The sequence below is a fragment of the Curtobacterium sp. MCLR17_036 genome (assembly GCF_003234445.2).
In the GTDB taxonomy this organism is placed as follows: Bacteria; Actinomycetota; Actinomycetes; order Actinomycetales; family Microbacteriaceae; genus Curtobacterium.
Genome location: NZ_CP126269.1, coordinates 787,721 through 809,821 on the forward strand (window position 1 = coordinate 787,721; position 22,101 = coordinate 809,821).

At 72.3% G+C, this 22,101-nt stretch carries 20 protein-coding genes; 12 read left to right on the forward strand and 8 right to left on the reverse strand.

The genetic code is table 11. The features are described 5' to 3' along the window. Nucleotides 1-1,236 (reverse strand): sugar ABC transporter substrate-binding protein, encoded by a 1,236-nt coding sequence (locus DEI99_RS03760; protein ID WP_111042406.1) that lies wholly within the window; start codon nt 1,234-1,236, stop codon nt 1-3. A gap of 202 nt (nt 1,237-1,438) precedes the next feature. Between DEI99_RS03760 and DEI99_RS03765 the strand changes: the two genes are divergently transcribed. The 4 genes from DEI99_RS03765 to DEI99_RS03780 all read left to right on the forward strand — a co-directional run bounded on the left by DEI99_RS03765 (nt 1,439) and on the right by DEI99_RS03780 (nt 6,676). Then, complete coding sequence (locus DEI99_RS03765; RefSeq protein WP_258369490.1) at nt 1,439-2,455, forward strand: LacI family DNA-binding transcriptional regulator; 1,017 nt, start codon at nt 1,439-1,441, stop codon at nt 2,453-2,455. Between the two features lie 1,085 nt (nt 2,456-3,540). Then, a complete protein-coding gene (locus DEI99_RS03770) occupies nt 3,541-4,860 on the forward strand; it encodes an ABC transporter substrate-binding protein (protein WP_111042788.1) in 1,320 nt (439 codons plus the stop codon). Continuing rightward, a complete protein-coding gene (locus tag DEI99_RS03775) occupies nt 4,857-5,828 on the forward strand; it encodes a carbohydrate ABC transporter permease (protein WP_181434517.1) in 972 nt (323 codons plus the stop codon). Before DEI99_RS03770 ends, DEI99_RS03775 begins: the two co-directional genes overlap by 4 nt. Next, nucleotides 5,828-6,676, forward strand: a complete 849-nt coding sequence (locus tag DEI99_RS03780) for a carbohydrate ABC transporter permease (RefSeq protein WP_111042789.1) — start codon at nt 5,828-5,830, stop codon at nt 6,674-6,676. Before DEI99_RS03775 ends, DEI99_RS03780 begins: the two co-directional genes overlap by 1 nt. Before the next feature lie 106 nt (nt 6,677-6,782). Here DEI99_RS03780 and DEI99_RS03785 read toward each other — a convergent pair whose 3' ends face one another. Further along, nucleotides 6,783-7,229: a MarR family winged helix-turn-helix transcriptional regulator gene (locus DEI99_RS03785; RefSeq protein ID WP_181434518.1), complete on the reverse strand. Its 447-nt coding sequence runs from the start codon at nt 7,227-7,229 to the stop codon at nt 6,783-6,785. Between the two features lie 119 nt (nt 7,230-7,348). On the opposite strand from DEI99_RS03785, the gene DEI99_RS03790 reads away from it, so the two are divergent. Further along, the gene (locus DEI99_RS03790; protein ID WP_111042791.1) at nt 7,349-8,332 is read left to right on the forward strand and encodes an AraC family transcriptional regulator; all 984 of its coding nucleotides are present in this window, start codon (nt 7,349-7,351) and stop codon (nt 8,330-8,332) included. 214 nt (nt 8,333-8,546) lie between these two features. On the opposite strand, the gene DEI99_RS03795 is transcribed toward DEI99_RS03790, so the two are convergent. Continuing rightward, nucleotides 8,547-9,581 carry a LacI family DNA-binding transcriptional regulator gene (locus tag DEI99_RS03795; protein WP_111042792.1) on the reverse strand — a complete coding sequence of 345 codons (1,035 nt, stop codon included), beginning with the start codon at nt 9,579-9,581 and terminating at the stop codon, nt 8,547-8,549. Between the two features lie 146 nt (nt 9,582-9,727). Between DEI99_RS03795 and DEI99_RS03800 the strand changes: the two genes are divergently transcribed. The 4 genes from DEI99_RS03800 (at nt 9,728) to DEI99_RS03815 (ending at nt 15,487) form a co-directional block, all read left to right on the forward strand. After that, nucleotides 9,728-11,023, forward strand: coding sequence for an ABC transporter substrate-binding protein (locus tag DEI99_RS03800; RefSeq protein WP_071253362.1), 1,296 nt, complete (start codon nt 9,728-9,730; stop codon nt 11,021-11,023). 2 nt (nt 11,024-11,025) lie between these two features. Then, a complete protein-coding gene (locus DEI99_RS03805; protein ID WP_111042793.1) occupies nt 11,026-12,048 on the forward strand; it encodes a carbohydrate ABC transporter permease in 1,023 nt (340 codons plus the stop codon). After that, nucleotides 12,048-12,929, forward strand: coding sequence for a carbohydrate ABC transporter permease (locus tag DEI99_RS03810; protein ID WP_111042794.1), 882 nt, complete (start codon nt 12,048-12,050; stop codon nt 12,927-12,929). Before DEI99_RS03805 ends, DEI99_RS03810 begins: the two co-directional genes overlap by 1 nt. A 116-nt stretch (nt 12,930-13,045) precedes the next feature. After that, on the forward strand, nt 13,046-15,487 hold the full coding sequence (locus tag DEI99_RS03815; protein WP_258369596.1) for a beta-xylosidase/alpha-l-arabinosidase: 2,442 nt from the start codon (nt 13,046-13,048) through the stop codon (nt 15,485-15,487). Nucleotides 15,488-15,647: 160 nt separating this feature from the next. Here the strand turns inward: DEI99_RS03815 and DEI99_RS03820 are convergent, their stop codons facing one another. Beyond that, on the reverse strand, nt 15,648-16,730 hold the full coding sequence (locus tag DEI99_RS03820; RefSeq protein ID WP_111042795.1) for a sensor histidine kinase: 1,083 nt from the start codon (nt 16,728-16,730) through the stop codon (nt 15,648-15,650). Beyond that, nucleotides 16,727-17,404, reverse strand: a complete 678-nt coding sequence (locus tag DEI99_RS03825) for a response regulator transcription factor (RefSeq protein ID WP_111042796.1) — start codon at nt 17,402-17,404, stop codon at nt 16,727-16,729. Before DEI99_RS03825 ends, DEI99_RS03820 begins: the two co-directional genes overlap by 4 nt. 87 nt (nt 17,405-17,491) lie before the next feature. Here DEI99_RS03825 and DEI99_RS03830 point away from each other — a divergent pair, with 87 nt between their 5' ends. From DEI99_RS03830 to DEI99_RS03840, 3 genes are read left to right on the forward strand one after another with little or no spacing between them, the layout of a single operon-like run. Further along, nucleotides 17,492-18,142 carry a M15 family metallopeptidase gene (locus DEI99_RS03830; RefSeq protein WP_111042806.1) on the forward strand — a complete coding sequence of 217 codons (651 nt, stop codon included), beginning with the start codon at nt 17,492-17,494 and terminating at the stop codon, nt 18,140-18,142. Further along, nucleotides 18,139-19,281: an alanine racemase gene (alr, locus tag DEI99_RS03835; RefSeq protein ID WP_111042797.1), complete on the forward strand. Its 1,143-nt coding sequence runs from the start codon at nt 18,139-18,141 to the stop codon at nt 19,279-19,281. Before DEI99_RS03830 ends, alr begins: the two co-directional genes overlap by 4 nt. Next, nucleotides 19,274-20,257, forward strand: coding sequence for a D-alanine--D-alanine ligase family protein (locus DEI99_RS03840; RefSeq protein WP_284180939.1), 984 nt, complete (start codon nt 19,274-19,276; stop codon nt 20,255-20,257). Before alr ends, DEI99_RS03840 begins: the two co-directional genes overlap by 8 nt. Here DEI99_RS03840 and DEI99_RS03845 read toward each other — a convergent pair. The 3 genes from DEI99_RS03845 to DEI99_RS03855 are packed head-to-tail and all read right to left on the reverse strand — an operon-like array spanning nt 20,250 to nt 22,073. Continuing rightward, a complete protein-coding gene (locus DEI99_RS03845; RefSeq protein ID WP_181434519.1) occupies nt 20,250-21,308 on the reverse strand; it encodes a glycosyl hydrolase family 18 protein in 1,059 nt (352 codons plus the stop codon). The genes DEI99_RS03840 and DEI99_RS03845 overlap by 8 nt on opposite strands. A gap of 25 nt (nt 21,309-21,333) precedes the next feature. Beyond that, the gene (locus tag DEI99_RS03850) at nt 21,334-21,645 is read right to left on the reverse strand and encodes a winged helix-turn-helix domain-containing protein (RefSeq protein WP_111042800.1); all 312 of its coding nucleotides are present in this window, start codon (nt 21,643-21,645) and stop codon (nt 21,334-21,336) included. Continuing rightward, on the reverse strand, nt 21,642-22,073 hold the full coding sequence (locus tag DEI99_RS03855; protein ID WP_111042801.1) for a chemotaxis protein CheY: 432 nt from the start codon (nt 22,071-22,073) through the stop codon (nt 21,642-21,644). The genes DEI99_RS03850 and DEI99_RS03855 overlap by 4 nt, the downstream gene beginning before the upstream one ends. Nucleotides 22,074-22,101: the final 28 nt, after the last annotated feature.

Below are 22,101 nucleotides of genomic sequence, written 5' to 3' on the forward strand. Positions count from 1 at the left end.
TCAGTTGCTCGACTGGGCGTTCTGCAGGGCGTCGGCCGGCGAGTCCTGGCCGGTGAGCGCAGCCTGCACGGCCGTGTAGATCTTCGTCGCGGCCTTCGGCCAGTCGGCGCCGAGCTCGCCCGTGCGGGCCCGGGCGTCGGCGACCAGGTCGACGAAGACCTGCTCCTCGGGGACGTCCTTGCCGAACTGCTGGGCGACGGCCGTCTTCGAGGGGATCGTGTAGCGGAGCTTCGCCATCGCGAGCTGGTTCGCGTCGCTGTTCATGCAGTCGACGATCTTCGCGGCGACGGCCTGCTTTGCTTTGTCCCCGGTGTTCGGGACGGTCCAGACCTCGCCCCCGAGCGGTGCGACGGCCGTGTCGCTGGCGGACTGCACGGGGATCTGGGCGATGCCGTAGTCGACCCCCGACTCCTTGAGTCCGGGGATCTGCCACGGACCGTTGATCATCATCGCGGCCTTGCCGGCCATGAACTGGTCGTTCACGTCGGCCTGGGTCCAGTTCAGGACGCTCTTCGACATCGAGCCGTCGTCGATCAGGTCCTTCCACAACGTCAGGGCCTCGGCGGTCTCGGGGGTGGCGATGTCCTTCTCGTCGCCGCCGTTCGACCACATGAACGGCAGGAACTGCCAGGTGCCCTCGTACGTGGCGTTCGCGTCGACCGCGAAGCCGTACTGGCTGCCCTTCGTGAGCTTCGCCGCGGCGGACTGCAGCTCGTCCCAGGTCTTCGGCGGGGTGACCCCGGCCTCGGACAGCACCTTCTTGTTGTAGACGAGCGCGATCGTGTTCACGGTCGGCGCGAGCCCGTAGACCTTGCCCTCGTAGGTGCCGGCCTGCAGCACGCCCTCTGCGTAGCCGTCGGTCGAGATGTCGTAGTCGGACAGCGGCGACAGCGCACCGGTCTCGGCGATCTGCTGCATGTCCGGGTTGTCGAGCATGAGGACGTCCGGCAGGGTCCGCGACGACGCCTGCTGCAGCACCTTCTGGATGAGGGACGAGCCGGGCACCTGGGTGCGCTTGATGGTGACGTCGTTCTCGGCGCCGCACTTGTCGAGGTACTCGCCGATCACCTTCTTGTCGTTGCCCTGGTTGTAGTAGTCGAGCACGGTGATGGAGTCCACCTTGCCGCCGGAGCTCGCCGACGAGCCGCCGGAACAGCCGGCGAGGACGAGGGGGACGGTCGCCAGCATGGCGACCGTGCTGAGGACCGGTGCGATCCTGCGGTGTCGAGGCTTCATTGCTTCGCTCTTCTCTGGATGGTTGCCGGACACGAACGCGACGTGCCGCTCGTGGATCGGGAGCGAACCGGACCAGAACCGCTCCGTCGCGTCCCGAGTGGGGTCGAAGCTAGCATCGAAGCGGTTAGATGGTAAAGCGCTTAGACGAACTTTCTCGTGGGTCACCCCCGCTACAGTGAGCGGAACAGGGTGAGGGAGCGGCATGGCGACGATGCAGCAGGTCGCCGACCGGGCGGGCGTCTCGATCGCGACCGTGTCCTTCGTGGTGAACGGGAACAAGCGGGTGTCCGCGGCCACCCGTGCCCGCGTCACCGCCGCGATGCGCGAGCTCGGTTACCGCAACAACGTGGTCGCGCGGGCCCTGGCGTCGCGTCGCAGCCGCATCCTCGCGCTGGTCTTCCCGGTCCTCGAGCACCGGCTCGGACAGACGGCGCTGCAGTTCTTCACGAGCGCCGCCGGCCGCGCCTCGGAGCTCGGGTACCACCTGGTGCTCTGGCCCGCCGCGGCCACCGGCGACGACGTGCAGGAGCTCATCTCCGGCGGACTCGCCGACGGCGTCGTCGTCATGGAGGTCACCATGCGCGACCCCCGCATCGAGCGCCTCGTCGAGCTCGACGTCCCCTTCGTCGCCATCGGCCGGACCGCTGACCCGTCGGGCATCTCCTTCGTCGACATCGACTTCGAGCGCACCGTCGAGGACGCCCTCGACCACCTGACCGGCCTCGGCCACCGCCGCATCGGCCTCGTCGTCGAGGACCTCGACGGCACCGCGATGGCCGACTACGGCCCGAAGGTCCGGTCCGAGGCCGCGTTCCGCGCCTCCGTCGAGCGCCGCGGTCTGAGCGGCACCGTCGTCGCGGCGGGGGCCTCCGCCGAGGGCGGCCGTCGTGCGGCGGCCGACCTGCTGGCGCGCGACCCCGACCTGACGGCGGCGATCATCATGAAGGACGACTCGAACTTCGGGCTCGTGAGCGGCCTCCGCGCCGGCGGACGACGCGTCCCCGAGGACGTCTCGGTCGTCGCGATCGTCTCGTCGGACGGCGCCGGCGCCGCCACCGAACCCGTGCTCACGACGTTGAACGCGCCCGGCCCGGCACTCGGCCGCCTGGCCGTCGAGTCCCTGGTCGACCGCCTCGAGGGCGGCACGACGGACCGCACGCACACCCTCATCCCGTGCGCCCTGCACCTGGCCGACTCGACGGCGCCCGCTCGCGCCTGAGCCCTGGGGCCTGGGGCCTGCGGCCCGCGCCCTGCGCCCCGCCTCGCCCCGCCTCGCGAAAGCGACAGTTCTCCGCGAACAGTTCGTCGCACACTGTCGCCTCCGCAGCGCTGACGGGGTCGCCGGTGCGGGATCTGTCGCTTTCGCGACCACCTGTCGGCCGGGAGGCGCGGGTCGGCCCCGCCACGAGCCTCCCGGCCGCCGCCTCGCGGTCCGCCGCCCCGCCTCGCGAAAGCGACGGTCCTCCGCGAACAGTTCGTCGCACACTGTCGCCTTCGCAGCACGGACGGGGCCGCCGGTGCGGGATCTGTCGCTTTCGCGCCCACCTGTCGGCCGGGAGGCGCGGGTCGCCCCCGCCACGAGCCTCCCGACCGCCGCCTCCGCGGCCGCCGCCTCCGCGGTCCGCCGCCCCGCGGTCACCAGGTCCGCCGCCTCGCCCCCCGCGGTCCGCCCTCACGCGAAAGCGACAGCTCTCCGCGAACAGTTCGCCGCACACAGTCGCCTCCGCAGCGCTGACGGGGTCGCCGGTGCGGGATCTGTCGCTTTCGCGCCCGCCTGTCGGCCGGGAGGCGCGGGCCGGCCCCGCCGCGGGCCTCCCGGCCGCCGCGTCAGCGGTCCGCCTCCCTTCCACGCCCGACGTCCGCCGCCCCGCCTCGCGAAAGCGACAGTTCTCCGCGAACAGTTCGTCGCACACTGTCGCTTCCCCCGCGCTGACGGGGCCGCCAGTGCGGGATCTGTCGCTTTCGCGACCACCTGTCGGCCGGGAGGCGCGGGCCGGCCCCGCCGCGGGCCTCCCGGCCGCCGCGTCAGCGGTCCGCCTCCCTTCCACGCCCGACGTCCGCCGCCCCGCCTCGCGAAAGCGACAGTTCTCCGCGAACAGTTCGTCGCACACTGTCGCTTCCCCCGCGCTGACGGGGCCGCCAGTGCGGGATCTGTCGCTTTCGCGACCACCTGTCGGCCTGCAGGCGCGGCCGCCCGCCACGGCCGCCCGCCCCGCCGCCCGCCAGCACCACCTGCGGACAGCCCAGGCTCCGCCTGGTTGTGTGGACGCACAGGTTCGCAGCACCACACGTCGAGGAGGACGGATGGCCATCGACCGGAGGATGTTCCTGTTCGGGGGAGCGGGGGTGCTGCTGCTCGCCGGCTGCTCCACCCGACCCGAGCGCACGAGGGTCGAGGACTGGCCCACCGACCCGCCCGAGGGCGAGGCCACGATCAGCTGGTGGGCCGGCCAGATCGCGTCGAAGGACGGCGGGGACCTGCGGCGGCGGCTCATCACGGAGTTCCAGAAGGAGCACCCGAACATCCGGGTGCAGATCGTCAGCGCCCCGAGCGACACCGACACGAACCGCACGAGCCTGACGACCCAGATCGCGGCCGGCAGCAGCACCCCGGACGTGTACCTCGGCGACGTGGCGTGGCCCGGCCAGTTCGCGAAGAACAAGCTCGCGACCCCCGTCAACCAGCTCGTCGGTGCGGACTTCTTCGACCAGTTCCCCGAGGGGCTGCGGCAGGCGGCGAGCGTCGACGGGACGTACTACATGTTCCCGCTCTACATCGACGAGTCGTTCTTCCTGTACCGGAAGGACCTGCTCGACAAGCACGGCTTCCAGGTGCCGGCGTCGTGGGAAGAGGTGCGCGAGACCGCCGCGAAGCTCGTCGACACGGGTGACGTGTCGTACGGGTTCGCGTTCCAGGGCGACGTGTACGAGGGTCTGACCTGCAACGTCACCGAGTTCGTCGCGGACGCGGGCGGGTCGCTGCTCAACGACGACCTGACGAAGCCCGAGACCACGAGCTCGGAGACGAAGCGCGCGTTCGAGTTCATGCGCTCGCTGGTCACCGAGGGGGCGTCCCCGCGGGCCACCCTGACGTACCAGGAGCAGGACACGAACGACGCGTTCTCGGGCGGCCGGGCCGCGTTCCTGCGGAACTGGTCGTACGCGTGGGGGATCGCGAACGGACCGGACAGCCAGGTCGCCGGCAAGGTCGGGCTCGCGGCGCGACCGACGTTCGACGGCATGGACGACCACCACTCGACGATCGGCGGGTGGGGGAACTACATCAACCCGCACACCCAGCAGCCCGCGGCGGCGCTCACCTTCGCGAGCTGGATGTCGAGCGAGACCGCGCAGCAGTTCCTGACCCGCGAGGGCGGTGTCCTGCCCGCCCGCAGTGCGTCGCTCGTCAGCGAGGACGCGAAGCGGCAGCAGCGGCCCACCTACGACACCGCGGCCGGCATCACGCTCGTGCCCCGGCCGACCTCGACGGCGTACTACCCGAAGGTCTCGCAGGGCGTCTACCAGAACGGCAACAGCATCCTCGGCGGCCAGGCATCGGTCGACGGCGGCACGAGCGCGATGGCCTCCGCCATCTCGCTCGCGCTGTCGGGTGACGCGCTGTGAGCGCCGGCACCGCGACGCGGACGACGGTCGGGCCGGGAGGCCCGGGTCGACTTGCCCCGCCGCCCCGGCCGACGGGGCGGTCGCGTCTCGACCGCATCCGGGCGCGGGGTGCGTGGGGCTTCGCGGCCCCGGCGCTCCTGGTCGTCGCCGCGGTGACGATCTTCCCGGTGGTGTACTCGATCGTCCTGAGCTTCGCCGACGTCGAGGTCGGCTACGAGGGCTTCACCATCCAGTCCTTCGGGTTCGGCAACTACGCGGCCCTGCTGCAGAGCGCCGACTGGTACCGGGCACTCGGGTTCACCGTCCTGTACACGGTCGTGACCGTCTCGGTCGAGCTCGTGCTCGGCATGCTCGTCGCGCTGGTGCTCGAGCGGCTCGGGGCCACCCGTGGCTGGATGCTCGCGCTCATGCTCGTGCCGTGGTCGCTCGTCACCATCGTCAACGCGCAGCTGTGGAAGTACGTCTACGACAGCACCTACGGCGTCGCGACCTGGTTCTTCGGCTTGTTCGGGGACGCCCCGGTGATCCTCGGGGAGCCGGTGCCGGCGATCACCGGCCTGATGGTCGCGGACATCTGGAAGACGACGCCGTTCGTGGCGATCATCCTGCTCGCCGGGCTCGTGCAGATCTCCGAGGACCACTACGAGGCCGCCGAGCTCGACGGCGCGAGCACGTGGCAGACGTTCTGGCGGGTGGTGCTCCCGCAGCTCACCCCGACGCTGACGATCGCGGTGCTGTTCCGCATCCTGCAGGCGTTCGGCGTCTTCGACCTGCCGTTCGTGCTGACGAACGGCGGTCCGGGCACCACGACCCAGTCGCTCGCGATCATGGGCTACAAGGTGCTCTTCCAGGACATCAACATCGGTCCGGGTGCGGCGATCGCGACGTCCACGGCGGTCATCGTGGCCGTCGGGTGTCTGCTGTTCCTCCGGGCGTTCCGGAACCAGGCGAAGGGAGGGGACGACTGATGCCCCGTCAACGTGTCCGCAAGGGCTGGCGCAAGTGGGTCAACACCGTCAACGTCAGCGGCGTCGTCATCGCGGTGCTCACCGCGCTGCCGCTGTACTGGCTCGTCACGACGTCGCTCAAGCCGTCCGGCGAGATCGCCCAGTCGCCACCGACGGCGTTCCCGCAGCGGATCACCTTCGACAACTTCGTGGTGGCGTTCCGCGACAACGCGCTCGGCCAGTACATGCTCAACAGCGTCATCGTGTCGGTGTCGACCACCGTCGTCGTGCTCGCGCTGGCGTTCCTGTCCGGCTACGCACTCGCCGGGCGGTTCATCCGCGGCCGCACCGCCATCATGACCTCGCTGCTCATGCTCTCGGTGTTCCCGGCGATCGCGGTGCTGACGCCGCTCTACCTGCTCGAGCGCAACCTCGGACTGCTCAACTCGTATCCGGGCCTCATCGTGCCGTACGTCGCGTTCAACCTGCCGTTCGCCATCTGGATCATGCGGAACTACCTGCAGGGGATCCCGTCGACGATCGAGGAGGCGTCCGAGATCGACGGCGCCGGAGCGTGGCGCACGGTGCTGTCCGTCATCCTGCCGATGGCGAAGCCGGGCCTGTTCACCGTCGGGGTCTTCACGTTCACGGCGTCGTGGAGCGAGTTCCTCATGGCGCTGACGTTCAACAGCGAGAACTCCTTCCGCACCATCCCGGTCGGCATCGCCCTGTTCGGTACCCAGTTCACGGTGCCGTTCGCGCAGATCTTCGCCGCGAGCGTCGCGGCCACGGTCCCGATCGTCATCCTCGTCCTGGTGTTCCGCCGTTCCATCGTGTCCGGACTGACCTCGGGAGCGGTGAAGGGATGACGTCGTCGGTGCCGCAGAACGGTCGGTCCAGATAGGTAGGAAAGTGACCTAATTGCGCTTGGCGGACAATCGTCCGATCCGAGCCGTGCTCGCCCGTACTCTGCCGTCAGTGGTTCGGTGCGCCGACGTCGACGGCCGCGACGACGCGGTCGACGATCCTGACGAACCTGGCCACGTCCCGTTCCGAGAAGGAGGCCATCAGCTCGTGCAGGTGCTCGTTCGTGCCGTCCATCGCGCGCGCGAAGTCACGCCTGGCCGTCGTGGTCAGTTCGATGTGCCGGCTGCGGCCGTCGTCGGGGTTCGGGACGCGGCAGAGGTGCCCGCTCTGCTCGAGGCGGTCGACCATGCCCGTCACGGCGGGACCGGTGAGCCCCAGGTACTTCGCCAGGTCGGTCACGCGCACGGTCCGGCCGGCGTCCTGGGCCCGCGAGACGTACTGCAGCACGCCGACGTCGCCGCCGGACACCCCCAGCTGGTCGCGCAGTCGCGCTCGGAGATCCGAAACTGCCGTCTCGAGACGGGTCAGCGCGCCGACGAGGTCGAGATCGCTCACGGACACGTCCCCTCGGTGCGGATCTCGGTGCGGATCGGGCCGGTGCCACGATGCGCTGCGCTCACCGGGTCAGCGTATCCGCGGAACGCACGACGTGTCATGTCGCGGGGAGTTCCGGCGTGAGCCTGTCCGGCGGGCGCACGGCGTCCGTGACGCGACCGGTCGAGGGTGTGCGCTTCGAGGTCGCCGGTTCCGGCGCCGAGTCGGCCGGGCGGGACCTCGCGCGGGTGCACGGCGCCGACCGGTGGTCCGTCCGGGCGACCGACGGCGACCCCGCGTACCGGTACACCGCGGTCGGTGACTCCGACGTGACGATCCGGCGGTCGCAGCTGCGCGGAGCGCTCTGGGGCCCGGTGCCGGTCGGCGGCGACTACATCGTCACCTGGATCACCGAGGGCAGCGCACACGTCGACACGAGCGGGTCGCGGATCGCACTGCGCCGGGACGTCCCGGTGCTCCTGCCGTGCGACGGCGAGTTCGTGTTCTCGGCCGCCGACCACGACCAGCGACTCGTGCACCTGGACCGGGAGTTCGTGCGCCGGGTCGCCGTCGGGACGCTCGGCCGGGACGACCGGCCGCTGCGCTTCGACCACGCCCGCGAGCCGGAGCCCGGCACCGCCGACCGCTGGCACCAGGCCCTGTCCGCCCTGTCCCGCTCGCTCCGGCTCGGCGGGCACGGCACCGACGACTGGCACGAGGCGAAGCTGCAGACCGTGGCGGCGTTCCTCGAGACCTTCCCGCCGCGTGGCGACGACCTGCCCGAAGAGCTGTCGCTGCCGCGGAACGCGCGGTTGCGTGCTGCCGTCGAGTACATCCACGCGCACGCGGCCGAGACGGTCACCATCGCCGAGCTGTCGGCGGTGGCCGGGCTGAGCGTGCGGTCCGTGCAGGAGTCGTTCCGCCGGGTGTTCGACGTCACGCCGCTCGCGTACCTGCGCGACGTCCGGCTGGACCGGGTCCGTGCGGAGCTGCTCGAGCTCGACCCGCAGGCGGGCGTCATCGGCGACGTCGCTCGAAAGTGGGGGTTCGCGCACCTCGGGCGCTTCTCGGCGTCCTACGCGGCACGGTTCGGCGAGTACCCGAAGCAGACGCTGCGGCGCTGACCGGCGCTGACCGGCGCTGACCGGCGCTGCGGCGCTCGACGGCACTGCCGCGCTGGCCGCGACGACGCCGTGCTGGCCGACGCTGCCGTGCTGGCGGGCACTGCGGCGCTGGACGGTGCGCGGTCGGGCGGCGGCGGTCGGGGCACGTCCAGGCGCCGGTCGGTGCGCGGGCAGGCGCCGGTCGGTGCGCGGTCAGGCGGCGGTCGGTGCGCGGTCAGGCGGCGGTGGGGGCCGTTCCGCTGCTCCGACGCGTGCGCAGGGTGGTCGGCAGCCGCACGTGGTCCGACGCGTCCTCGCCGCGGAGCATGGTCAGGAGCATCTCGACCGCACGGGTGCCGAGCTCGGCGAGGGGCTGCGACACCGTGGTGAGCGGTGGGGTCGTGACCGACGCCTGCGGCACGTCGTCGAAGCCGACGACGGACAGGTCCTCGGGCACGCGGAGCCCGAGGTCGGCGGCGGCGCGCAGCACACCGACGGCCGAGGAGTCGTTCGCGGCGAACACGGCGGTCGGTCGGTCCTCGAGGGTCAGCAGCTGTCGGGCGACGACCGCGGACTGGTCCTCCTGGTACCCGCCGTCATGGAGCAGCCGCTCGTCGACCGCGATGCCGGCGGCCGCCAGGGCCGAGCGGTACCCGGCCTCGCGGAGCTGGGCCGAGGCGAGGTCGGCACGGCCCTGCACGTGCGCGATGCGCGTGTGCCCGAGCGCGAGCAGGTGCTCCACCGCGAGCACGGCCCCGCCCTCGTTGTCGGCGTCGACCGTGGCGTGCCCCTCCGGCCCGGTGTGCGGGTCGATGGCCACGACGGGGATGGTCGAGCTGGACAACGCCGTCGTGGGGGTGACCACGATGGCGCCGTCGATGAGCGTGCCGGACAGCCGCGACAGCGAGCGGCGTTCCCAGCCGGGTCGGTCGGCGCCGGTCATGAGCCCGGCGTAGGCGAGCAGCTCGTAGCCGGTGCCGGTGGCCGCGCTCGAGATGCCGCGGAGCAGCTCGGTCGAGAACGGCTCGAACTCGGGCACCAGGATGCCGATCACCCCGGTCCGCGAGCTCCGCAGGCTCCTGGCCACGAGCGACGTCTCGTACCCGAGGTCGTCGACGACCTGCTGCACGCGGACCATCGTCGCGGGGGCGACGCCGTCGCGCCGGTTGATCACCTTCGACACGGTGGGGATCGACACCCCAGCGGCCCGTGCCACGTCGCCGATCGTCACCCGGCCGGCACCGGGATGCGCGCCGACGGCTGGATCCATTGGCACACCGTACCGCGGCTGCGGGTTGCGGACGGTGAAGAAAACGTTATCGATATCGATTGACATTGCCACGGAGCGCCTGGCACGCTCTCCGCAGCGGCAGTCGATGTCGCTGCATGTCAACGACGACACTCAGGAGATCCACGATGACGAGGAAGATCCGTGCCGCGGCAGCCATCGCGCTGATCGGGGCGACAGCACTGGTGGCCAGCGGCTGCTCGGCGGGCAGCGATGCCTCCGCAGACGGCGGGAAGGTCACGATGACCTTCTGGCACAACTCGACGACCGGTCCGGGCAAGGCCTACTGGGCCTCGACCGTCAAGGCGTTCGAGGACAAGTACCCGAACGTCACCATCAAGATCCAGGCGATCCAGAACGAGGACCTGGACGGCAAGCTGCAGACCGCGCTCAACTCCGGTGACGCACCCGACGTCTTCCTGCAGCGCGGCGGCGGCAAGATGGACGCGATGATCGCCGCCGGGCAGCTCATGGACATCTCCGACTCCATCAGCGCCGACGCGAAGCAGTCGATCAGCGCCGGCACCTTCGCCGGCTACGAGAAGGACGGCAAGACCTACGCCATGCCCGGCGCGGTGCTCCCCGAGGGCATCTGGTACTCGAAGGACCTGTTCGAGAAGGCCGGCATCGACGGCACGCCCACCACGATGGACGAGCTGAACGACGACATCGCGAAGCTCAAGTCCGCCGGGGTCGACCCGGTCGCCGTCGGCGCGAAGGACGCCTGGCCCGCCGCGCACTGGTACTACAACTTCGCCCTGCGCGAGTGCAGCCAGAAGACGCTCGAGGACACCGCCAAGTCGCTGAAGTTCGACGACGCCTGCTGGACCAAGGCCGGCGACCAGCTCGAGGACTTCAACGCGACGAAGCCCTTCAACAACGGCTTCCTCACCACGGCGGCGCAGCAGGGCGCCGGCAGCTCGGCGGGTCTGCTCGCCAACCACAAGGCGGCCATGGAGCTCATGGGTGCCTGGGACCCGGGCGTGATCGCCTCGCTGACCCCGGACGGCAAGCCGCTGTCCGACCTCGGCTGGTTCCCGTTCCCCACGATCGACGGCGGCAAGGGTGACCCGAAGTCGATGATGGGCGGCGTCGACGGCAACTCCTGCTCGGCACAAGCCCCGAAGAAGGCCTGCACCGACTTCCTCAACTTCATCGTGCAGAAGGACAACCAGGAGGGCTACTACAAGGCCTTCAACGCCATCCCCGTGAACAAGGAGGCGCAGTCGGTCGTCGACTCCGACTACCTGAAGTCGGCGCTCGCCGCCTACCAGGAGGCCCCGTTCGTCTCGCAGTACCTCGACACCCTGTACGGCCAGAACGTCGGCAACGCGCTGAACACCAGCGTCGTGGACGTGCTCGCCGGCAAGGGCGACGCGAAGGACATCGTCTCGGCCACGAACCAGGCTGCGGCCAAGGGCTGACCATGACCCTCGACACCTCGCTCAGCACGACCCCGACCACCGGGTCGGACGGCGCCGCGGGGACGTCCCCGGCGGGGAGCGGTACGCCGCTCCCCGCCGGTCGGCGGTCCACGCGCCGCATCGCGGACTGGCGGAAGCGGGTCGAGATCGCGGTCCTCGCCGGACCCGCGGTCATCGTCTTCGTGACGTTCGTGATCCTGCCCGTGGGCCTCGCCGCCTACTACGGGTTCTTCAAGTGGCAGGGCTACGGGCCGCCCACCGACTTCGTCGGCCTGCAGAACTACCTCATCATCTTCCAGGACAAGGCGTTCCACGCGGTCCTCATGCACAACGGCTTCATCGTCGTGCTGTCGCTCGTGCTGCAGGGGCCGATCGCCATCGTGCTCGCCCTGCTGCTCAACCAGAAGATGCACGGCCGCGGGCTCATCCGCGTGCTCGTGTTCGTGCCCTACGTGATCTCCGAGGTCATCGTGGGCACCGGCTGGAGCCTCATGCTCCAGTCGAACGGCGCCGTGAACGACATGTTCCAGAGCATCGGTCTCGGCGGTCTCCGGGCCGACTGGCTGTCCAACCCGGACATCGCGATCTGGACCCTGCTCGTGATCATCTCGTGGAAGTACATCGGCTTCGCGGTGATCCTGTTCCTCGCCGGGCTGCAGAGCATCCCGGAGGAGCTGTTCGAGGCGGCCGCCATCGACGGCGCCGGCTACTGGCAGATCCAGCGGCGGATCACCCTGCCGCTGCTCGGCCCGACCATCCGGATCTGGGCGTTCCTGTCGATCATCGGCTCGCTGCAGCTGTTCGACCTCGTCTACATCATCTGGGGCCAGTACATCTCGTCGACCGCGGGCACCTCGACGATGGCGACGTACATGGTCGCCAACGGCCGCACCTCGGGCAACTTCGGGTTCGGCAGCGCGGTCGCCGTCGTGATGTTCCTGATCTCGCTCGCCGTCGCCCTCGTCTACCAGCGTTTCGTGCTCCGCCGGGACACCGCCGGCGCACTCACGGAGAGGAAGAACTGATGGCCACCACGACCATCGTCGCCCCCGGGCGCCGGGCCACGCGGGAGCGCCGGTCCAGCGCGGCGATCGGCCGCGCAAACCCGCTCACCTACCTGGTGGCGGTCCTGTTCGTCGCCGCGAACCTCGCGCCGGTGGCGTACATCGTGCTCGGCGGGTTCCGCACGAACTCGCAGATCACCACGAGCCCCGCGGGCCTGCCGGCGCCGTTCGAGTTCGGCAACTACGGCTCGGTGCTGTCGAGCGGCATCTTCTGGCAGCAGCTCGGCAACTCGACGATCAGCGCCGTGTCCACCACGGTCGGCGTCGTCGTGCTCGGGCTGATGGTGAGCTTCGTGCTCGCCCGTTACCAGTTCGTCGGCCGCGGCGGCCTGTACGCATTGTTCGCCGCCGGGCTCATGTTCCCCATCACGGTCGCCATCACCCCGCTGTACCTGCTCGTCAAGGACCTGCACCTGACGAACAGCCTGGTCGGGGTGATCCTGCCGCAGATCGCGTTCGCCCTGCCGACCACCGTGATCATCCTCGTGCCGTTCCTGCGGGCGATCCCGGACGAGCTCGAGGAGGCCGCCTCGATCGACGGCGCCAGCCGGCTCGGGTTCTTCTTCCGGATGGTCGTGCCGCTGTCGCTGCCGGGCGTCGTCACGGTCGGCATCCTCGCCTTCATCGCGAGCTGGAACAGCTACATCCTGCCGCTCTTCATCCTCAACAACGAGGGCAGCTACACCCTGCCGCTCGGCGTGCAGGCGTTCTCGTCGCAGTACTCGGTCGACACGGCGAAGGTCCTGGCGTTCACGTCGATGTCGATGATCCCGGCCCTCGTGTTCTTCACGATCTTCCAGCGTCGCATCGTCGGCGGCCTGACCGGGGCGGTGAAGGGGTGACCGCGACCGACGCGACCCGCACCGCGGGACGCACGCCGCGCCTCCCGGCCACCCCCGCGGCAGCGACGGACGCCGACACCGTGACGGACGCCGACACCGTGACGGACGACGACACCGTGACGGACGCCGACGCCGCGACGGCCACCGCGACCCGCGCCGACCGCGCGACCGCCCTGCTCGCCGAGATGACGCTCGAGGAGAAGACCGCGCAGCTCGTCGGCTACTGGCTCGACCAGGACGGCGTCGTCGCACCGATGCAGGGCGAGATGACGGCCGCGGCGGACGGCCGCACCCTGGCCGACATCACCCGGCACGGGATCGGCCAGTTCACCCGCGTCTACGGCACCCGTCCGGTCGAACCGGACGAGCGGGCGGCGTGGCTCTGGGCGGAGCAGCGCCGGTTGCGTCGGGAGACCCGGCTCGGGATCCCGGCGCTCGTGCACGAGGAGTGCCTGACCGGGCTCGCCGCGTGGAAGGCCGCGACGTTCCCGACCCCGCTCGCGTGGGGTGCCGCCTTCGACCCGGACCTGGTCGAGCAGGTGGGTGCCGCGATCGGCGCCTCGATGCGCGAGCTCGGTGTGCACCAGGGGCTGGCCCCGGTGCTCGACGTCGTCCGCGACCCGCGGTGGGGGCGGGTCGACGAGTGCATCGGCGAGGACCCGTACCTGGTCGGCACAGTGGGCACCGCGTACGTGCGTGGTCTGCAGAGCGCGGGCGTCGACGCGACGCTCAAGCACTTCCTCGGGTACTCGGCGTCGCAGGCGGGCCGCAACCACGCACCGGTGCACGCCGGACCGCGCGAGGTCGCCGACGTCTTCCTGCCACCGTTCGAGATGGCGCTCCACGACGGCGGTGCGCGCAGCGTCATGAACTCGTACGCCGAGATCGACGGCGTGCCCGTCGCGGCGAACGGGACGCTGCTCACCGACCTGCTCCGCGACCGCCTCGGCTTCACCGGGACGGTCGTCGCCGACTACTTCTCGGTGGCGTTCCTCGAGGTCATGCACGGCATCGCCGCCGACCGTGGTGCGGCCGCGGCGCTCGCGCTCGAGGCCGGCATCGACGTCGAACTGCCCACCGGGGACGCCTACCTCGGCCCGCTGGTCGAGCGCGTGCGGTCGGGGCAGGTCGACGAGGCGCTCGTCGACCGCGCGGTGCTCCGGGTCCTGCGGCAGAAGGAGCGGCTCGGGCTGCTCGACGACGACGCGTTCCGGGACGAGCCGCCCACCGGGGTCGACCTCGACACCCCGCTGCACCGGGACCTCGCACGACGGCTGGCCGCACGGTCGCTCGTGCTGCTCGCCAACGAACCGGTCACGGGGGACACGCCCGTCCTGCCGCTCGCGCCGGGCACCTCGCTCGCGGTCATCGGCCCGAACGCCGACCGCGCCGAGGCGCTGCAGGGCTGCTACTCGTTCGCCAACCACGTGCTCGCCGCACACCCGGACCTGCCGCTCGGCTTCGCGATCCCGACCGTGCGCGAGGCCCTGGAAGGCGTCAGCGCCCCGGGCACGGTGCGCTTCGCCGCCGGCTGCGCCGTCACCGGCACCGACCGCTCGGGCTTCGACGAGGCGGTCGCCGCCGCGTCCGCCTCGGACGTCGCGGTGGTCGTGGTGGGGGACCAGGCCGGACTGTTCGGCCGCGGCACGGTCGGCGAGGGCAACGACACCGAGTCGCTCGACCTGCCCGGCGTGCAGCGCGAGCTCGTCGAGGCCGTCGTCGCGACCGGGACGCCGACGGTCGTGGTGCTCCTGACCGGGCGGCCCTACGCCGTCGGCTGGGCGCTCGACGACGAGCCGGACGGCCGCGGCGACGGCACGCACCCGCGACGGCCGGCGGCCGTCGTGCAGGCGTTCTTCCCCGGAGAAGAGGGGGGACCGGCCATCGCGGACCTGCTCACCGGGGCCACGTCGCCGTCCGGCCGGCTGCCGGTGTCGCTGCCGCGGTCCGCGGGCGCGCAGCCGTACACCTACCTGCACCCGCGCCTCGGCGGTCCGTCCGACGTCACCGCGGCGGACTCGACGCCGGTGCGGCCGTTCGGGTTCGGGCTCGGCTACACGTCGTTCGTCGCCGAGGACCTGGTCGTCGACCCGGAGGTCCGCTCGGACGGTGTCCTCGCGGCGACGGTCACGGTCCGCAACACCGGTGGCCGCGACGGCGAGGAGGTCGTGCAGCTCTACGGGCACGACCTGCACGCGACCGTCACGCGGCCCGAGGTGCAGCTGCTCGGCTACGCGCGGGTCGCGCTCGCCGCGGGGGAGTCCGCCCGGGTGCGCTTCCGCGTCCCCGCCGGGCGCTTCGCCCACACCGACCTGCGGATGCGCCGGGTGGTCGAGCCCGGGGACGTGCAGGTGTGGGTGGCGTCGCACGCCGCGGCGTCCCGGCCAGGAGGCCCGGTGCCGACGGGCGGGATCGTCGCGTCCGGCGGCGGGCCGGCCCGACGGCCCGTCCCCGGCTCCGCCACGGAGCGCGCGACGGTCGCGGTGACCGGGCCGCTGCACGAGGTGACGGTGCGGGACGCCCGCATCGTGACCTGGTCGGTCGTCGCCCAGGACTGATCCCGCCCGGCCGTGACCGGCGACGGCGCTCCGCACCCGGTGCGGAGCGCCGTCGCCGTCGCCGTCCGGTGCGGGCGGTGCCGGCCCGGGGCGGTGGTGGTGGTGGTGATGCGGGACGGACCGGGAGCTGCGGGACGGAGGGGGCCGGGCCTCCCGGACGTCAGCGACCGAGCCGCACCGTGACGGCGAGCCCGCCGTCCGCCGGAGCCGCGAGCTCGAGCTCGCCGTCGTGGGCACGGACGACCGCCGCGACGATCGCCAGGCCCAGCCCGGTCCCGGTCCCGTTGCGCGTGCGGGCTGCGCCCCGCTGGAACGGTTCGGTGAGCGTCGGCACGACGTCCTGCGGCACGGTCGCCCCGGAGTTCCGGACCTCGAGGACCGCGTGACCGTCCTCGGTGCCGGTCCGCACGCCGATCCAGCGCGCGCCCTGCGCGTCGGGACCGTTGTGCACGATCCCGTTGTGCACGAGGTTCGTGACGAGTTGCAGGAGCAGCGCCGGGGACCCGGCCGTCGGTGCGGGCCCGGTGTCGACCCGCAGGTCGACGGCGTCGGCCTCGGCGAGCGGGAGCAACGTCTCCACGGCCTCCTCGGCGAGCAGCGACAGGTCGAGCCGTTCGTGCGCGACCGCGTGCTGCTCCGACCGACTGAGCAGGAGCAGCGCCTCGGTGAGGTCGACGGCACGCGTGTTGACCGACCGCAGCCGTGCGACGAGCGTGGCCGGGTCGCGCCCGGGATCCCGTTCGGCGACCTCGAGCAGCGACTGCGTGATCGCGAGCGGTGTGCGGAGTTCGTGCGACGCGTTCGCGGCGAACCGCTGCTGCGCGCCGACGTCGGACTCGAGGCGGGCGAGCATGCCGTCGAACGCGTCGGCGAGCTCGCGGAACTCGTCGTCGCGGCCGGCCATCGCGACGCGGTGCGACAGGGAGCCGGACGCGACGAGCCGGGTCGCCTCGGCGATGCGGTCGAGCGGAGCGAGGACACGGCGCGCGAGGAACCAGCCGCCGACGGTGCCGAGCGCGAGCAGCGCGACGAGCACCACCGCTGCCGCCGGGGCGAACGCGCGGACCAGGTCCCGCCGGTTCGGCACGAAGTCCCTGGCCGTGTCGATCGACCCGCTCGGGACGTAGCGGAGCAGGAACAGCCAGACCACGGCGAGCAGGAGCGTGCCGGTGACCACGACGACGGCCGCGAACGTCAGGGTGAGGCGGAGCCGGACGCTCGGTCCGGGCCGTCGACGGGTCACGACGTCGCGCCCGCGTCGGGGTCGATGCGGTAGCCGACGCCGGGGACCGTGGCGATCACCCACGGTTCGCCGAGCCGCTTGCGCAGCGACGAGACGGTGATCCGGACCGCGTTCGTGAACGGGTCGGCGTTCTCGTCCCACGCCCGCTCGAGCAGTTGTTCCGCGCTCACCACCCCGCCCTGCGCCTCCACCAGGACCGCGAGGACCGCGAACTGCTTGCGGGTGAGCGCGACGTGCCGCCCGTCCCGCGAGACCTCGCGGCGGAACGGGTCGACCCGGACCCCCGCCGCCTCGAGCACGGGTGGTCGGTGCGACACCCGCCGGCGGGCGAGCGCACGCAGGCGCAGGACGAGCTCCCGCATCTCGAACGGCTTCGTCAGGTAGTCGTCGGCACCGGCCCGGAAGCCGGACGCCTTGTCCTCGATCCGGTCGGCCGCGGTCAGCATGAGCACCGGCGTGCCGCTGCCCGAGGCGAGCACGGCCGCGGCGACCTCGTCGCCCGACGGACCCGGCACGTCCCGGTCGAGGACGGCGACGTCGTACGGGTTGCGGGCGAGCAGCTCGAGGGCGGTGTCCCCGTCGCCGGCCACGTCGGCGGCGATCGCCTCGAGCCGCAGACCGTCACGGACGGCCTCGGCCAGCAGGGGTTCGTCCTCGACGATCAGCACGCGCACACGACGATGCTAGGCGGACGGGTGTGTCGTGAGCGTATGCGGAAACGCATACGCTCCGGCAACGGCCGGCACGGTGGAGTGGTCCGCATGCCGAACACGACCCCTCCGTCCGTCCGCTCCGGGACCCGCCACCGCCGCGTGGTCGCCGTCCTCGTCACCGCGATCGTGGTGGTCCTCGCCGCGATCGCGCTCGTCGCCGTGCGCACCGTCGCGACCGACCCGACGGCCTCGAGGTCGCTGGGCGCCGTGGTCTCGTCGATGGAACGGGGTCCGGTGTCGTCGACGGGTCGGGCCGGCGGCGAGGTCCCCTCCGGCGCGTCCGTCTTCGACGACGGCCTGCCGGCGGTCACGCGCCTGGACCCGGACCTGCTCCGGGCCGTGCGCCAGGCGGCGCGGGACGCCGAGGGCGAGGACGTGCACTTCCTCCTCAACAGCGGGTGGCGGTCGCCGGCCCTGCAGGAGCGGCTGCTCGACGACGCGGTCACGGAGTACGGCTCGCGCGAGGAGGCGGCCCGGTGGGTCTCGACCCCGCAGACGTCGCTGCACGTGCGGGGCGAGGCCGTCGACATCGGCGACTGGGACGCGGCGGCCTGGCTGCAGGAACACGGTGCCGCGTACGGACTGTGTCAGATCTACACGAACGAGGCCTGGCACTTCGAACTCCGCTCGGCAGCCCCGTCCGAGGGCTGCCCGCAGATGTACGTCGACCCGACCTCGGACCCCCGGATGCAGCGGTGAACCGACCGGTCTCCGAGCTCGTCGTCCACGACGACGCCATCCGCGCGAACACCGCGTTCTTCGCCGCGCTGACCGGAGGGCGCCTGATGGGCGTGGTGAAGGCGGACGGCTTCGGTCACGGCGCGGTCGCACGGACCGTGCTCGCGGCCGGGGCCTCGTCGATCGGCGTGACGAGCATCGACGAGGCGCTCACCGTGCGGGCGGCCGGCGTCACGGCACCGGTGCTCAGCTGGCTCAACGGGCCGGACGCGGACCTCGAGGGGGCCCTGCGCGCCGACGTCGGGCTCGCCGTGTCCGACACCGGGATGCTCGGTGCGGTCTCGGCCGCCGCGCACCGGGCCGGACGCGTCGCCCGCCTGCACCTGCACGTCGACGTGGGGATGGCGCGTGACGGGTGCCCGGTCCCCGCCTGGCCCGCGCTCTGCCGGACCGCCCGCCTGCTCGAGCACGCCGGCACCGTCGCGGTGGTCGGCGTGATGGGCCACATGTCGAGCGCCGACCGTCCGACCGATCCCTGGAACGCCCGGGAGCGGCTGGTCTTCGCGAACGCCGTGCGCACTGCGCGACGTGCCGGGCTCGCACCGCGGGTGACGCACCTCGCGGCCACCGCGGCCACGATCACGGGTGTCGGCGGCGCCTTCGGACCGCACCGTGTCGGCGCGGGTCTCTTCGGCATCGACCCGTCCGGCACGACCGACCGGCTCCGCCCGGCGCTCACCCTGCGGACCCGGGTCGTCGGCACGCGGACGGCGGCGGCCGGCACCGGCGTCGGGTACGGCCGCGAACACGTCACCACCCGGTCGACCAACCTGGCGCTGCTGCCGATCGGCTACGGCGACGGGGTGCCGCGCGCGGCGTCGCACCGGGCCGAGGTGCTCGTGCGCGGGTGCCGGCGGCCCGTCGTCGGGCGCGTCTCGATGGACAGCGTCGTCGTCGACACCGGCGACGACGCCCTGGCGCCCGGCGAGGTCGTGACCGTTTTCGGCCCCGGCGACGGGGGCGAACCCACCGTCGCCGAGTGGGCCGCGTGGTCGGACACCATCCCGCACGAGATCGTCACCCGCATCGGCAGCCGCGTCGCCCGGGTCCACCGGACGACCACCGACACCACGAGCACCCAGGAGCACGACCATGACTGACCGGACCCCTCGACGGATCGCCGTCATCGGCGGCGGCGTGAACGACGAGCACGACGTCTCGCTGGCCTCGGCAGCGGCGGTCGCCGACGCCCTCCGTGCACAGGGCGAGGACGTCGTCGCGCTCACCGTCGACACGGACGGGCGATGGCGCACGACGGCCGGCGACCCCCTGTCGGCCGTCGACGCGGTGGCCGTCCTGGTCACCTGCGACGTCGCCTTCCCGCTGCTGCACGGCGAGCACGGCGAGGACGGCACGGTGGCGGGTCTGCTCGACCTGGTCGGCGTGCCGATCGTCGGGTCGCCGGTCCGCGCCGGCGCGGTGGGGATGGACAAGTGGGTGACGAAGCTCGTCGCCGGGGCCGTCGGGATCGCCACCGCCCCCGGGGTCGTCGTCGCCGACGGGGAGCAGGTCGCGCTCGAGCCGCCGCTCGTGGTGAAGCCGACGACGGGCGGGTCCAGCAACGGGGTCGGCATCGTGCGCGAGCGTTCCGAGCTCGACGACGCGGTCCGGCTCGCGCGGTCGGCGGGCAGCGTGGTCCTGGTCGAGTCGTTCGTGTCCGGCCGCGAGGTCGACGTGGCGGTCTTCCGTGACCGGAGCGGGGCGCTGCGGGTCGGGTCGACGCTCGAGGTCGACCTGGCGGAGCGCGCGGTGTTCGACCGCGACCAGAAGTACGACGGCAGCGCGCGGTTCGTCGTGCCCGCGCGGGTCACGACGGCCGAACACGCCGCGGTCGTCGGCTCGGCGGTGCGGCTCTACGAGGTCCTGGGGTGCGCCGGGGTGGCACGGTTCGACTTCTTCGTCACCGGGACGGGCGTCGTGCTGAACGAGGTGAACACCACTCCGGGCTTCACCGAGCGGTCGCAGGTGCCCCGCATGTACGCCGCGGTCGGTCTCGGGTACGGGGACCTGGTCACGGCGCTCGTCGACGCCGCCCTCGCGGTGCCGCGGCCGGCCGGGCGCGGGGCCGTCAGCTGACCGGCGCGATCCGGTCCGACAGGTCGAGCGACCAGACGGCCACGCCGGTCAGGCCGAGCCGCTGCGCGAGCGCGACCCGCACCTCGAGCGACCGGGCGTCGGACCACCAGAGCACCTCGCCGTTCCGCAGCGTCGCGGTCCACTCGCCGGCGGCGTCGTCCCACCGCGGGGTCGCGTCCGCCGCGCGCACGCGACGTCGTGCCTGGGCGTCGGACACCTGCGCCGAGGGCCGCGGGCCCTTCCACGTGTAGCCGTACCCGGCGACGCCGAGCACGATCTGGTCGGCCGGCGCCAGGCGGGCGAGTGCACGGACGGCCTTCGTGGCCCACGGCAACGAGCCGACCGGCCCCGGCGCGTCCGGCTCCCACGGTCCGTGCTGGTCGTACGCCATCAGGGTCAGGTGGTCGAGCGGCGCTCGCAGGGCCCGGACGTCGTAGCCGAGCCGGGCGTAGCCCGCGACCGTCGTCGACGCGGAGAGCGCGATGTCGAGGCGGACGTCGTCACCGACCCGTGCCCGGAGCTCGCGGGCGAAGGCGGTGAGTCCGGGTCGGTCCGCCGCCGTGAGCGCCTCGAGGTCGATCATTACCGAGTCCCAGCCGCCCCGCTCGAGGTGGGTGGCGAGCGAGCGGACCACCCGGGCACGGTTCGTCGGCGACCGCAGCAGCCTGCGGGCGATCGGTTCGCTGAAGTCGCCGTCGGCGAAGTTGCTCACCAGGAGCTGCGCGTCGAGCCCTCGGGCGTGCGCCCGGTTGCGCTGCGCCTTCGCGGCGCGGCTCGGCGCGGAGACCCGTGTGCCCGCCCGGTTCAGCAGGAGCCCGTCGACGCCGACGACGGTCATCGCCGCCGCGTCGGCGTCGATGAGGGCGGGGTCGGCGTTCTCCGGCTGGAAGCCGGTGACGTCGAAGCGGTCCGAGCCGACGGCCGCCGCGTCGGTCGAGGGCGCGGTCGGGACCGTGCACGCGGTGAGGACGAGCCCCGCGGTGACGACGACGGCGGCGACCGCCGCGGATCGGCGACGACGGGAGACGGAGGTCCGGGGTGAGGTGCGCATCGACGCCATCATGGCAGGAGTCCGGTCAGGCCTGGCCCGCGATCTCGCGGAGCGCCGCCAGGTGTGCCTGCCAGGCGGTGCGCCCGGACCGCGTCAGGGTCAGCGCGGTGCGCGGGAGCTTGCCGACGAAGGACTTCCGGACCGACACCCACCCGGCTGCCTCGAGCAGGGCGACCTGTTTGCTCAGGGCGGAGTCGGTCACCTCGACGGCGTCGCGGACCTCGCGGAACCCGAGCGTGCCGGCGCGGTCGAGCGCCGCGACGATCGAGAACCGGACCGGGTTCTGCAGGCGGTCGTCGAGCCGGTGGCGGGGGTGCGACTGCTCGGTCACGGTCACCGCCGTGCCTCGTACGCCGCGCAGGCCGTGGTCACGGCGAGGACCGCTCCGGACGTGACCCCGGACCACAGGACCGATCCGTGCACCCAGGCGACGACGACGATCGCCGCGGCGTACGTGACGAACCAGGCTGCGATGTAGACCGTCCAACGACGACTGCGCGCGAAGGCGGACCGGCCGCGGATCGACACCGCGAAGAAGACGATCAGGGCGAAGAAGGCGGACAGCGTGGCGACGTACGTCAGCCCGAACGCGGAGCCGGTGGTCAGGCCCATCGCGAGGGTGCCGAACGAGGTCACCGTGCCGAGCGCGAGGATGAAGGTGACGTACGGCCACCGCGTCCGTTCGTGCGCCTGTCGGCTGATCCGACCGGCGCGGTCGAGCAGGCGGCGGGCTTCGGCCGGAGTGACGTCGGTGTGGTGCTGCATGGTGGTTCCCCTCTGTTGCCTCCATGCT

Coding starts and splice junctions, on each gene's coding strand:
- DEI99_RS03760 (WP_111042406.1), bottom strand. CDS start 1,236: ATGAAGCCTCGACACCGCAGGATCGCACCGGTCCTCAGCACGGTCGCC.
- DEI99_RS03765 (WP_258369490.1), top strand. CDS start 1,439: ATGGCGACGATGCAGCAGGTCGCCGACCGGGCGGGCGTCTCGATCGCG.
- DEI99_RS03770 (WP_111042788.1), top strand. CDS start 3,541: ATGGCCATCGACCGGAGGATGTTCCTGTTCGGGGGAGCGGGGGTGCTG.
- DEI99_RS03780 (WP_111042789.1), top strand. CDS start 5,828: ATGCCCCGTCAACGTGTCCGCAAGGGCTGGCGCAAGTGGGTCAACACC.
- DEI99_RS03795 (WP_111042792.1), bottom strand. CDS start 9,581: ATGGATCCAGCCGTCGGCGCGCATCCCGGTGCCGGCCGGGTGACGATC.
- DEI99_RS03800 (WP_071253362.1), top strand. CDS start 9,728: ATGACGAGGAAGATCCGTGCCGCGGCAGCCATCGCGCTGATCGGGGCG.
- DEI99_RS03805 (WP_111042793.1), top strand. CDS start 11,026: ATGACCCTCGACACCTCGCTCAGCACGACCCCGACCACCGGGTCGGAC.
- DEI99_RS03810 (WP_111042794.1), top strand. CDS start 12,048: ATGGCCACCACGACCATCGTCGCCCCCGGGCGCCGGGCCACGCGGGAG.
- DEI99_RS03830 (WP_111042806.1), top strand. CDS start 17,492: ATGCCGAACACGACCCCTCCGTCCGTCCGCTCCGGGACCCGCCACCGC.
- DEI99_RS03840 (WP_284180939.1), top strand. CDS start 19,274: ATGACTGACCGGACCCCTCGACGGATCGCCGTCATCGGCGGCGGCGTG.
- DEI99_RS03845 (WP_181434519.1), bottom strand. CDS start 21,308: ATGCGCACCTCACCCCGGACCTCCGTCTCCCGTCGTCGCCGATCCGCG.
- DEI99_RS03855 (WP_111042801.1), bottom strand. CDS start 22,073: ATGCAGCACCACACCGACGTCACTCCGGCCGAAGCCCGCCGCCTGCTC.